Origin of the sequence: Paramagnetospirillum kuznetsovii (assembly GCF_003284725.1) — a bacterium.
GTDB classification, from domain to species: domain Bacteria; phylum Pseudomonadota; class Alphaproteobacteria; order Rhodospirillales; family Magnetospirillaceae; genus Phaeospirillum; species Phaeospirillum kuznetsovii.
Genome location: NZ_PGTO01000008.1, coordinates 46179 through 58835 on the forward strand (window position 1 = coordinate 46179; position 12657 = coordinate 58835).

The 12657-nt window shown below is 55.5% G+C and carries 10 protein-coding genes; 6 read left to right on the plus strand and 4 right to left on the minus strand.

The features are described from left to right. Positions 1-370: 370 nt before the first annotated feature. Positions 371-2308 carry a PAS domain-containing sensor histidine kinase gene (locus CU669_RS11840; protein ID WP_112144915.1) on the plus strand — a complete coding sequence of 646 codons (1938 nt, stop codon included), beginning with the start codon at positions 371-373 and terminating at the stop codon, positions 2306-2308. A gap of 495 nt (positions 2309-2803) precedes the next feature. Next, the gene (locus CU669_RS11850) at positions 2804-3262 is read left to right on the plus strand and encodes a BLUF domain-containing protein (protein ID WP_112144919.1); all 459 of its coding nucleotides are present in this window, start codon (positions 2804-2806) and stop codon (positions 3260-3262) included. Between the two features lie 152 nt (positions 3263-3414). On the opposite strand, the gene CU669_RS11855 is transcribed toward CU669_RS11850, so the two are convergent. Continuing rightward, complete coding sequence (locus tag CU669_RS11855) at positions 3415-4191, minus strand: hemerythrin domain-containing protein (RefSeq protein ID WP_161539651.1); 777 nt, start codon at positions 4189-4191, stop codon at positions 3415-3417. 728 nt (positions 4192-4919) lie between these two features. Here CU669_RS11855 and CU669_RS11860 point away from each other — a divergent pair. The 4 genes from CU669_RS11860 to CU669_RS11875 all read left to right on the plus strand — a co-directional run bounded on the left by CU669_RS11860 (position 4920) and on the right by CU669_RS11875 (position 9776). Next, the gene (locus CU669_RS11860; RefSeq protein ID WP_112144923.1) at positions 4920-6266 is read left to right on the plus strand and encodes a TniQ family protein; all 1347 of its coding nucleotides are present in this window, start codon (positions 4920-4922) and stop codon (positions 6264-6266) included. Between the two features lie 13 nt (positions 6267-6279). Next, a complete protein-coding gene (locus tag CU669_RS11865) occupies positions 6280-6939 on the plus strand; it encodes a TnsA endonuclease N-terminal domain-containing protein (protein ID WP_239988687.1) in 660 nt (219 codons plus the stop codon). Then, positions 6936-8849, plus strand: coding sequence for a Mu transposase C-terminal domain-containing protein (locus CU669_RS11870; protein ID WP_112144925.1), 1914 nt, complete (start codon positions 6936-6938; stop codon positions 8847-8849). The genes CU669_RS11865 and CU669_RS11870 overlap by 4 nt, the downstream gene beginning before the upstream one ends. A gap of 66 nt (positions 8850-8915) precedes the next feature. Then, the gene (locus CU669_RS11875) at positions 8916-9776 is read left to right on the plus strand and encodes a TniB family NTP-binding protein (protein ID WP_161539652.1); all 861 of its coding nucleotides are present in this window, start codon (positions 8916-8918) and stop codon (positions 9774-9776) included. Positions 9777-9789: 13 nt separating this feature from the next. Here CU669_RS11875 and CU669_RS11880 read toward each other — a convergent pair whose 3' ends face one another. The 3 genes from CU669_RS11880 to CU669_RS11890 form a co-directional block, all read right to left on the minus strand. Continuing rightward, entirely contained in the window at positions 9790-10788 is a 999-nt protein-coding gene (locus CU669_RS11880; RefSeq protein WP_112144929.1) for an O-methyltransferase, read from the minus strand. A 1-nt stretch (position 10789) separates the two neighbouring features. Next, positions 10790-12133 (minus strand): ATP-binding protein, encoded by a 1344-nt coding sequence (locus tag CU669_RS11885; RefSeq protein WP_161539653.1) that lies wholly within the window; start codon positions 12131-12133, stop codon positions 10790-10792. A gap of 67 nt (positions 12134-12200) precedes the next feature. Continuing rightward, positions 12201-12632: a very short patch repair endonuclease gene (locus CU669_RS11890; protein ID WP_112144933.1), complete on the minus strand. Its 432-nt coding sequence runs from the start codon at positions 12630-12632 to the stop codon at positions 12201-12203. Positions 12633-12657: the final 25 nt, after the last annotated feature.

The window sequence follows — 12657 nt, forward strand, 5'->3', positions numbered from 1 at the left end:
CGAGATGGAGCGGACCAACTGCTGTAGGTTGGCCGTTTTGCGTGATCAGGTCGGAACTGAAATAGGTCAAGTTTCTACGTCGGCCTGAGCGACAGATGTTGGGAGCGATAGGGCCGTGCATGACCCGATCCTGCCCTTTGTCTCTGAACACGCCCTCGCTTGCTGATAGACTTGTCGCTGGATAGAGTGCGCTTGGGAGACGAATGGAATTGGCCCGTTTCAATATTATTACTCTTGTCTCCTGCCATGTCGTCGGCGCAGAGGCTCATCGCCGCCACCGCAGCCAACACGACTGGTGCGCTATAGGTCGCAGCTAAAATTGCAAAAGCCATAACCGCCTTTTAGATGAGTACATTCAGGAGATATCAAAATGATGCAGCATGATATTCCTGTTAAAAATACGCTTTTAATAATTTTTACATTCATATCGATCGGTATTTCTTTAATTTTTCTACAGCATATTCGAGACAACACATTAACTGCAATACGCGTCTATATAATGGCTGAGGGATTATGGGCCAAAGCGCAGAAGGACGCGATGCATAGCCTTGAACGCTATGCTAAGTTTCACAATGAAGATGACTACAATACTTATCAGCGTTTAATTCGAATCCCACTCGGCGACCTAGAGGCGAGAGTCGAATTGCAAAAATCAGATCCAGATCTGAGCATTGCTCGTGAATGGTTTATTAAAGGAGGCAACGATCCAGATGATATAGAATATATGATAGATATTTTTCGTAACTTTCAGAACATTTCGTTTATGACTAATGCAATAAAATACTGGACGGAGGCCGATCAACTTATCAATGAATTTAATGATGAGGCAATCGAGCTACACAATCTCATATCATATTGGAAAATTAACGACGACATCATCACTGAAAAGCTTACACAGCTGGACATAATTAATAACAAACTAACTGAAAAAGAGGTTTTATTTTCTAAAACACTAGCAATTACAGCAAGATTTCTTGATAGGATTTCTCTTTACGCCTCATATGTTATATCTACAATACTTATTATATCTGGCATAGTGGCATCAAGGCTAGTCATCACCCACGTCGTCCGATCGAAAGAGGTCGAAAGACAGGTTGAATTTTTCAAAGCTCAAGCATTGGCCTCAGAACGTATTCGAGAGGAAAGAGATAAAGCAGAGGCGGCCAATGCCGCCAATATCAACCTAGCGAAGTCCCTGTTACAAAGCGAAGAGCGCAGCCGCTTGCTGCTGCACAATGCCACCGACGCCATCCATATTGTTGATGCTGAGGGCAAGCTCATTGAAGTGAGCAACACCTTTTGTCGTATGCTAGGCTACGAGCGAACCGAGGTAATCGGCATGCATGTCACCCAGTGGGATGCGAATATTCGTGCCACAGAGGTCGGGGACATTATACGAGAGCTGACAAACTCCCGTGATATTAAAACCTTCGAATCACGGTTTTTGCGGAAAGGCGGAGACCTCTTAGATGTGGAAATTGCGCTCAGCGCCATCGATCTTAATGGCCAGCTCATGATCCACTGTTCGGCGCGCGACATCACCGAACGTAAACTGGCGGCAAATGCGATTAATCAGGCGAAGGAACAGGCGGAAATAGCCAGCCGGGCCAAATCGGAAATCCTGACCAATATGAGCCACGAACTGCGCACGCCATTGAACGCGGTGATCGGCTATTCCGAAACCCTACAGACCGGAATGTTCGGCCAACCGCCTACTCCAAAATTCGCGGAATACATCAACGACATCCATGATGCCGGTCTGCACCTGCTTGCAGTCATCAACGACATACTCGATGTCTCGGCTATTGATGCTGGCAAGTTCGAATTGTATGAGGAGTCGGTTTGCATACGAGATGCGGTTGACGGGGCGCTACGGCTGATCAGTCCACGGGCGGAAAAGGGCAGAGTTGCTGTTTCCAGCGAGGTTCCGACCGACCTACCTCGTCTCCGAGCCGACGAGCGGAGATTGAAGCAGATCATTTTGAACCTGCTTGCCAATGCGGTGAAGTTTACGCCCAAGAACGGCAGGGTGTGGATTTCAGCGCATCTGACCCCAAAAGGCCGGATGGAAATCGCCGTCGCCGACACTGGCATTGGTATGGATGCGGCCGACATCACTAAGGCGCTTTCCGTGTTCGGTCAGGTGAATTCTGGTATGGCCCGCAGCCACGATGGCTCCGGCCTTGGTCTGCCCTTGACTAAGGGCATGGTCGAACTGCATGGAGGAACGCTCGCCATCGCCAGCGAGAAGGGCATCGGCACCACAGTTACCGTGACCTTCCCCGCCGAGCGAGTAGAAGCGGCTTGATGGCGCCGAACGCAGAGGGATGTGCAATCAGGTGAGCGTCGACCTTGCAGCATTAAAGGTTTCCAATTTATTAACCGAAGGGATATGATCACTCTACTACTAACGCATAGAAGACTGTGCTGCAATGCACCCAAGGGATGGTTTTCGATGTGCGAGATTTTTGATCAGGCCCCGCCGCACATAAAGGCTGCAGTTCTGCCGATCTTGTCGGAGATGCACACGGCCAACCTGATTGCTGCCTATGCCATCTTGGAAAACCAGCAGGGGACAGACCGTCGGCTTCTGCGAGAGATACGTCGGTGGGTAAAAGATAGCTGCCGCTATTGCGATATTTGCCAAGCTGCATAAGGCATTGAAGCGCAGGTTATGCTGTCGTGTTACACGACACCTGTCTTCGGCGCTCGCTGGGCGATGGCATATCGACCAGCAATATTGCATCACCATCATCGACAATTTATGATCATCGAGCATCATAAATTTTCCGCTGGATAACCGATGGGCTCGCCAAATCCGAATAATGAGCTTTATTGCATCATTTACAGCAGCACCGCCTGGAACGATATGCTGTCTGACGACATCCGTATGCTTGCAATTCGGTCTTCGGAAAACAATTTAGATAAAAACATTAGCGGCGTTCTTTTGTATCATGACAGAACATTTTTTCAGGTTCTTGAAGGACATGAAAATGACTTACATGTCTTGTATGACGCGATCCAACAGGACAAGCGCCACTATGGCGCATTTAAGCTTTATGAGGGATCGATCAAACGAAGAAATTTTTCAAATTGGGGAATGGCGCTTGCCGACATTGGCGCGTTTTCTCAGGACGACGCAGATCTATTCCGATCTCTTGTTGATGCAGGGCCGCAGCTTGGGGATCAATCGGCGATGACCTCGCGAATTGACCGTCTTATAGCCTCATTCCGCAAGGCCGTTGGCGCTGAAGGTGACTGAGTTTTGTCGTGTAACCTCGCCTCGCTGAGCGTCAACGAGGCCAAATACCCCGCTGTCGCGACGACCGAGATGGAGAAGGCCAATTGCCGCAGGCTGGCCGTTTTGCGTGAGCAGACGCTATGTGAAATCGACAGCGCCACAAGCATGCAAGACTATTTTTGAGAGATGTTCCCCGCAAGGTCAGCTTGGTCATCGTTAATAATGTGCTGTCGCAGCCAGTGATATATAAACTCTTCAACTTTTTTAAGTATATCCGAGTGATCTCCATCCCACATATCGTTAAGCGCTACGAGTGCGTGCAAATGAGACCGGCGATGTGAAAGTAAATCTGCTCCAATATGACCAATATGAAGCTCTTCATCATCAAAATGCTTTTTAATGTGGTCAATTATTCTTGCATAAACAAACTGTGCCAGCTTCCAATTTTCAGCACGAACATATTCGCCAAGCACTTTTGCCATTGAGAATAAATTTTTGTGCTGACTGTCAATCCATTCAATGCCGACCGATAGCGTGTCATCCCAGCAGTAAGATTCTGGGATGTTATGCGCTATTCCACTATAATCACAGTCATCAACAATTTCATGATTATACAGACAATCCTCAATTTCATTTACGATTGAAAATTTTGTCGATGTTGATGTTACGAGCTTGAGCGCCTCAATAGAGGTTGATATTGAATTTATGATTTCACTATGTTTTTCAGCGTGCTCCTTGTATTTACTATAGCTCGCGTCTTTGAGGGCGGTTTCTTCCGCCGAGAAGTGCGTTGCAAGCGCCTCCTTGAATTCGATGCAAGACGTTATGAATTCCTCATCACTCCGTCCTTCTCTAAGTGTTGTGACGATTTTCTGGACCAAATCCATCAGAAGCAGATGCTGCGCATCCATTGCTGCGTGCCCAATTGCTCTTAGGACTTTCGGAGACATTGTGCGCTCCAGGGAGGACTGTTGATGGAGGAGGAACAGCGCATAATAAGTCAGCATCAACGAAAGCCAAGAAACTTGTCGTGTAACACGACAACCGACCTGCCGCCTGGGCCGAACCATCCAGTCAGATTTCCCATTATAGCATACGCTGCCAACCGCAGAACCGCCAAGAACAAACAGCGAACACGCTGCGCCGCAGCGAGCCGCGTTGGGCCTAACAGGATGAAAACATTGAGAAATACCAAGAAAAATTAGCAGTTTTGTCAGCAGTTTGATTCTTGGAGAAAATAAGCTCTAATATACAACGTATTACAGCTTCACTTGCAAACTCTGACTCCGCCAGTCTAGGTTCGAATCCTAGTCCCCCAACCATCACCTTGCGTTTCATGGAAATTTAGCTGTCGCTTTCAGCTTTAAGCCGGATTTCGCACCTTTAATCCGGACGGCGACAGCCATAGGGCGGACGGATTCGGGACGCGCCGCCCAGGCATTCTCCGTGTAAGACAAGACGATAGGGACGCAGATTCGGTCCGGATGACCGTCGCATCGTGTCGCCGGCACATTGTTGGTGGCGAACGTGTTTTATCGGATTGATCCGGTTTAAAGGGCTATCCGTTGGAGGAAGTCCCGCCCCCCTCTGCGCAGGCCGTTGAGTCCTCTCCTCCGCCCCCAGTTCGGGCCAATCGCGCTATGATCTTCGGCCTCCACTTCGGTTGGAGGCTGGGCCGATGCGCGACGATGACCGCTGGCCAGGGTACCCCAGACTGCTGCCCGACGAGTCTGTATCTTCATGGTTTACCCGAACCGCCGCTGCCAACGGCCTGCGGCCGGGCGAGCTTTACCGCATCGTCCAGCCCGGTGGTGATCGCAATCCCCGCGATCTCGACCGCCACGCCGACGACTGGCTGCTGGATCTGCTGGCGGGCAAGACTGGACTCGCGGCGGAAGACCTGAAACACGCCACCTTCCGCCGCTGGTCCGGGCGTCTGTTCGAATACGACGACGGCCTCAACAAGCTGGCCTGGGCGCCGCCAGCCGGGCGCGAGGGCGGTCGGCGCTGCTTCGGCCAGCAGGTCTGCCCCTGGTGCTTGCGGGTGGATACGCAGCCGTATTTGCGCCTCAACTGGCGGCTCTCCTTCTTCACGGTCTGCCCGATCCACGGACGCCTGCTGCTGGACCGTTGTCCGACCTGCGCCGAGCCGTTCAGCATCCTGCGCCAGGACGGGCGGGGTACCATCTGCTGCCCGGGCTGCGGCGCTGATCTCCGCGACTTCACCGGGGATGAACCTGCAGTCGATGCCGTCCCCGTGCAGCGCGACCTGCTGGAGCTGATCCGGGAGGGATGGCGAGACCTCGGCGAATACGGGCCGGTCTATTCCTTCGCGGTGTTCGAGATGCTGGCCCAGCTGCTCCGTCTGCTGGCGGGCGGCAAGCACGCCCATGCCTTGAGGCTTTGGTTGGCTGAACACGACCTCAGTCTGGCGGTTCGGCCGGAAAGCCTTCCCCGTGCCCGGGATGGTGCCCTGCTGACTCCGCGCGCTCGCGGTGCGCTGGTCGCCATGGCCCATTGGCTGCTGGCTGATTGGCCGCATCGCTTCGTCGAGGCCGCCAAGGCGGTGGGTATGACCAGCACCGACCTGCGCAAGCGTCCGGTGGGCGAGTATCCCTATGCCTACGCCCATGCCGTGGACTGGCACCTGAAGGAGCCGCACAAGGGCGACGCCGCAGACGAGATCGCGGTGGCGGCCCAGGTGCTTCACGACCACGGCCAGACGGCCAGCCATCGGAACCTGATGGCCCTGTGCGGAACCAAACTGGGCTCCATGGGCGGAGTGGCCGAACCCGTGGCCTCCGGTCTGCCCTGGGGCAAGGGGCGTTACTGGAAGCTGGATGGTGTTTCCCCCGAGGTGAAGGCTGCCGCCCGCCGGGCTGCGCACCGTGCCGGCGAGGATGTGGGGCCATGGTTGGACGCCCTGCTTCGCCGGACGCTTGGACTTGGCGCCATCAAAACACCTTTTAATGGTCATGATCCCGACACAATCACGCTCGACGGTAATGTTGGTTGTGAAGAGTGATGGGGGACACTCGATGCCCGTGCGCAAGATCGGCCTTTGCTATCGCAGTGTGAGTGGGCGGGTGCCCATGGGACAGGGGCGGCCCGGCGTCCAGGTGGAATCGACCCTGGAACGGGATTTCGCGCTGCTCTGCCGCTTCGATTCGGCCGTCGTTGGCATCGAGGAACAGCCGGTGCGGATAGAATACGATGATGCCGACGGCCGCGCCCGATCCTACGTGCCCGACTTCCTGGTGACCTATCGTGGCGGTCGGCCGGTACCGCGCCTGGTCGAGATCAAATACTCCACCGATCCCATGCTGGTGTCGGGGCAATTGGACGGCCGCTTTGCCGCCGCCCGCACCTATGCCCGCCGACAGGGCTGGCGCTTCCAGGTGGTGACCGAGCGGGAAATCCGCACGCCCCGGCTGGAGAATGCCACCTTCCTGCTGCCGTTCCGAGGCCGCCCCGTTGCAGCCGGTCTGCGGGAGGCACTGCGCTCGGTCCTGCGGAAAGGTGGTCCGAACAGCGTCGCATCGCTCGCCGACGAAGTTGCGGCGGCGCTGGGCTTGAGCCGGCCGGAGGTTCTGCCCAGCCTTTGGACCTTGGTGGCAGAGTTCGAGGTGACAGCCGACCTGGATTGCCCCCTGACCATGAGCGCCCTCGTTACACCGGCAAAGGAGAAGCGGCCATGAGCAATGGATTCAGCTTTCAGCCTGGCGCCTCGGTTCTCTGGCGTGGCAAGCGCTGCACCATCGTCGAGGCGGTGACGGCCTCCTCGGTCCTGCTCGACGTCGGGGATGGTCTGGACAAGGAGGTGGTGCCCGTCTCCAAGCTGCGATCGCTCAAGGATGCCGAACCCGCTCAGGCCGATCGTAGCTTGGACGGGTTGGCTCCCGAAGACCTGGTCGAGGCCAAGCGGCGCTTCGCCATCATCAAGCCACTGGTGCGCTGCGAGCGACGACGAGAAAAGGACGTCCTTGGGATTGCCGAGGCCAATGGAATCTGCCGAACGACGATCTATGACTGGATCAGGCTGTACGAAGGGCGGCGTCGGGTCAGCGATCTCGCGCCGAGACGGAAGGGGCGCAAGATGCCCAAGCGTCTGGCACCCGAGGTCGAGGCGATCATCGCCAGCGTCATCGACGAAAAGTACCTCTCCACGCAGAAGGCCAGCGGCGAGGAGGTCATCCTGGAGGTCGAGCGCCGCTGCCGAGCCGCGAGGCAGGAGACCAAGCCGTGTGCCGGCTCTATCCGGGCCCGGCTGCGCGCCGTCGATCCCAAGCTGAAAGTGCTGCGGCGCGAGGGTAAGAAGGCCGCCCACGACAAGTTCGGGGCGGTGAAGGGCAACTTCCCCGGTGCCGATGTGCCACTGGCCGTCGTGCAGATCGACCACACCCTGCTCGACATCATGGTGCTCGACGAGGAGATGCGGCTGCCCATCGGTCGTCCATGGCTGACTCTGGCTATCGATGTCTTCAGTCGCATGGTGGTGGGCTATCACCTCTCGCTCGACAATCCCGGCGCCTTCGCCGTCGGTCTCTGCCTGTGCCATGGAATGCTGGACAAGGCGGCGGAACTGGAGCGATTGGGCGTCAAGGGTGAGTGGCCGGTCTGGGGCAAGCCCCGCATGATCCACTCCGACAACGGCAAGGATTTCCGCAGCTACCTGATCCAGGACACCCTGGACGAACACGATATCCGCTACGAATTTCGCCCGCCGAAGACGCCCCATTACGGCGGTCACATCGAGCGCCTGGCCGGGACCTTGGCGAGGAAAGTCCACGCCCTTCCCGGTGCCACCTTCTCCAACCCCAAGCAGCGCGGTGAGTACAAGTCCGAAGCCAAGGCCCAGATGACGCTGCGGGACTTGCGCCCCTGGCTGCTCAACCTCATCGTCGGCGTCTACCACAACAAGGTCCATAGCGGGATCGGCTGCCCGCCCTTGGCCCGGTGGAATGACGGTATCATGGGCACCGACCGGTTCCGGGGCATTGGCCTGCCCGAACCCATCCCCAATCCTCGGCGGCTGCGCCTGGATTTCCTGCCCTTCATCGAGCGCACGGTGCAGCCGGAAGGCATCGTTTGGGACAAGATTTGGTACCGCGATCCGCTGCTGTCCCAGTGGGTCCGGGCTGACGAAGGCCGCCGGCGGCGGAAGTTCAAGGTCCGCCGCGACCCAACCGACATCTCCAAGCTCTACTTTCTCGATCCGAGGCTTAGCGACTATGTCGAGATTCCCTATCGCGACATCGGGCGGCCATCGATCTCGCTGTGGGAGTACCGGGCGGTCGACTTGGCTGCGCCGCCAGGGCAAAGCTGCCGAGAACGAGCAGGCGATCTTCGACGCTTACGAGGACATGCACCGTATCACCACCGAGGCGGCCCGCCAAACCAAGCGTGCCCGCCGCGAACAGGCCAAGAAACGAGAGCTCGGCAAGCACCGCGCGGAACTGACCCTGGACCCGCCGCGCCCGCCATCGGAATCGCCGACAAAGCCCAAGGCCACGCGGCGCCGCGACGGTCATCTGGCCCTGGTGGTCGACAACCAGGCCGCCGATCCGCCGAAGCCCAAGCCGACATCCAACGACTTCGACTTCGATGATGCCGAGATCAAGATGGGGGTAGAAGAATGGTGACGCCCGATCTGTTTGCGCTCAATCCGGCGCCCATGCTGCCGTTGGATTTCCCCCAGGATGAGCTTGAGGGGCGCATCCGCCGCATTCGCAGCCCGCGCTACGTCGCATACGAGGCGGGTGAAGCGATCCTCGGCCGTCTGGCCTGGCTCTATGACCACCCCAAGGTGGTCCGGCCGCCGTGCAGCCTGATCTATAGCGACACCAACAACGGCAAGACGGCCCTGGCGCAGAAGTTCGTCCGCGACCACAGTCCGGCCGAGGACAGTCCCGACTTCGGCAAGCGCCCGGTGGTCTACGCCCATGCCCCGCCCTATGCCGATATCAGCGGCCTTTACGATGCGATCCTGCGCTCGCTGGGCGCCCCCTATCGGTCAACGGCCCGGCCCCAGGCCAAGTGGGACCAGTTGCTCCAGCTACTGGCTGCCGTCGGCACCCGGGTGCTGATCCTCGACGAGGTGAGCAACTTCCTGATCGGCAAGGTGGATCAGCGCTCCATGGTGCTGAACAGCCTGAAGAGCCTCAGCAACGAGCTGAAGATCCCCGTGGTGGCCATGGGCACCCAGGATGCGGTGCGTGTCTTCCAGACCGACCAACAATTGGGTAACCGCTTCGAGCCGATCGGTATCCCGCGCTGGAGCGTGAGCCGGGAATACGCACTGTTCGTGGCGCGGTATGCCCAGAGCCTGGAGCTGCGGCAGGAGAGCGACTTCCGCTCGAAGGAGTTGATCGGCCGTATCCATGCCATGTCAGAGGGGCTGACCGGCGAGACCTGCAAGCTGCTGGCCCTGGCCGCAGAGACTGCGATTCACACGGGACGGGAGGTCATCGACATGGGGACGCTGGATCAAGTGCCGTGGGTGATGCCTAGTGAGAGGAGGCGGACGGCTAGGTGATCATCCCCAGCGATTAGATAACCTCCGCATAATAAGGGAAATAGCGGTGAAATTTCACATACTGCTCCAGCATTTCCCGTGAAATGGGGGCGTTCTCCATGCCGTCATTTGGGCCTAGGCCGTCGAGGCCAATCATCTTGCAGTCGTTGCGAAGATTGTATGGAACGGTGCAGTCGATTAATATTTTTTCTTTCGGAGTTAAATGCGGAACCTCAATCCTAAGTTGAGGTTCCTCGCCAATATAGAAGAACCTCTTGTCAAGATTAAGCGATGTCAGTGTCGTCTCGTCTGATTTGTCGCATAGCATTCCGCCGACCGTGATCATTGGAGCGCCATCACGATAGTAGATATTGTACAAGGGGATGAATTTCACGGTCCTACCTAGGCGGACGGGGATGCTCTTCATGTGATCAAGGAAAATACGCGCGAGCGTACTCGGGTATGTTTCGTTCTTTAGGTCATCCTCTTTAACCCAACTGGGCACAAGGTGTTTCAACAGATCTTTGAGCCCTTCAAGGCGAGGCTTAAAGCCTTTTCCGGTATCTTTCCTTAACCTTATCCGCTCCCCGTGAGCGTTCATGGAGAACATAACAATGGAGCCGCTGCTTGCGTGACGAAAAAAGATTTCGATATCCTCTTCTGCCGGCGCTTCGCCAGGCCCCTTGTCGTAGTCCAGCCAAACTATTGACCTTTTCTTGTCTTCAATAGCAGAAGCGAGGACCTCTGTTGAATAACCTCCCAGGACGCAAATGCACGTATGAGGGCGATTGAACTCCGCGCGTCGCACGGCATCCTCTCCGCCTCCCTCGATTGAGATCATATCGGAGATTTGAAGGGTGCGGTGAAAGAGCGCGAAGTCTGTGAACCACATGGAGCCGAACCCCACATACCGATAGTCCGATATGTTGAATTGCGGGGCGAGGGCGGCCAAGCTCTCCGCTAGCAGCTTTCGCTCAACATTTTTATTCGGCCGGACTGAGTAGTTTACAACGTCAAAGGAATTGCCGGCCATCTCAGTCGACCTCATTCTCTTTGTAGAATTTGAATGTCTCGATACCAACGTCCCTGTAGCTCATATGTTCATTGCCGAGTGCAGTCGCGACCGCCTTGAGATCATCTAGCGTGACGCTGTAATTTATGTTTGCCATTCTCACTTTCGGCTTTGCCTCGAAACGCGGAACGGAGATGGCTTTAATTTCGCTAATTCTCTTAATCGGCACTGATGTGGCTTGTCGTTCAATTGCCTTTGCTTGCTCCAAATAGCCTTTCCGCTGATTGGTGTAGTCGATCCATTCTCTTGTCGCGTCCCTCATTTTCGCGAGGGCGCGCCGATAGACGGGGGCATGCACTTCGATATCCCGCTTTGTAGTCGTCCATGGCAGTAATGCGGGATCCTGAGATTCGAAGAAGGCCAGCCCCATGAACCCGTTGTATTGGGGGTGCCAAGAAGGGAAGGAGCCGCCTTCTGTCCAAACCGTTTTATCATTTTTGTTGGCGGCAATGACAATGCGGTCGTTGCAGATGACGTACCAGCCGCAATATTCCACCTCTTTCATCTTTTCATCGACAGAGCCCTCATCAGGAGGCGGTCCGGCCATTCCGGCCTTGATCGTAACTCTCACGCCAGTTTCTTCGTCGGTGTAGTGTAGGTATGCAGGAGAGAAGCCCCCGCCCTCGCGAAGAGTGAATTGATAGGGGTTTACTTCGCTATCGCCCATGAAAACCTTAAATCCTTTCTGGATAAAGAAAGAGTAGTCTCGGGCAATTGACTTCCAGACTTTGTCAAGAAATTCAGGGGAATTCACTTCTTCGTTTACAAAATCCGCGAGCGGACTAAGTGTTATGGTTGTCCCTGGCGTCTTCGCCTTGCATTCTGTCAGATCGAAGGCCCATTCGCCGGATTTTTCCCATTTAGAAACATCTATATCGACCTCAAAAGCCCCGGCTGAGGTGGATGAAACAACCTTTGCCATTTTCCCTATTCGAAAAATGGCTCGCTTCATTCCAATGCCGTAAAGCCCGATAGAATGTTCAGCAGTTTGAATGGCGGGAACGCCCCCATTCACGTCAGGATCAGGTTTTCCGAAATAGAAGGCATAGTTCTTGGCCTCGGCTAAGGGAATGCCACCGCAATTATCCTCGATACAGAAACTATTATCTTTGATTTTTATGCGGGCCCAGAACCCATCGTACGCATTCTCACGGTCCAGCGAGCCATGTCTGCGAGCCACTTCTTTAGAGGCTCCATCAAGTGCGTTATCCAACAAATCGAGGATGCAGTCCTCGATCGAGATGTCACGTGTGATCATTCGCACGAAGAAACGCTTGGTGGGGAGCGCCTTTGCCTGGTCGGCCATCAGTCTCTCCGGTATGGTTGTGGCGCGCATACTCTAACAGTCAACGGTAGAAGATGGAATGGTTAGGTTAAAAGCCTAATTTGCCGTCCTGGGGGTGAAGTATGTGTCTGAGCAGTTGTTCAAGGCGATCCGGCGGCGCCGTTTCACATTGCCAGATAACGCAGACTCTCCACCCGAGCCGCTCAAGCTTGCGCCTGTCCTCGGCGTCACGCTCGACATTCCTCAGGAATTTTTCTTCCCAAAATTTTAGATTGCTTTTTGGTGTCGTGGCTTTCTTGCAATCTTGATGCCGATGCCAAAAGCAACCGTGTACAAAAATCACAGTCTTCTTTCTTGAGAAAACGATGTCTGGGCAGCCAGGAAGCTTTTTCACATGGAGCCGAAATCTCAGGCCGAGTCTGTGAGCCATCCGGCGAACCAGCAACTCCGGGGTGGTGTCTTTGGGCTTCACAGCCCGCATTATCTCGGATCGCTTCTCAACTGGCACATGATCGACCATTAAAGGTGCCCAACCTCTTAGAAGG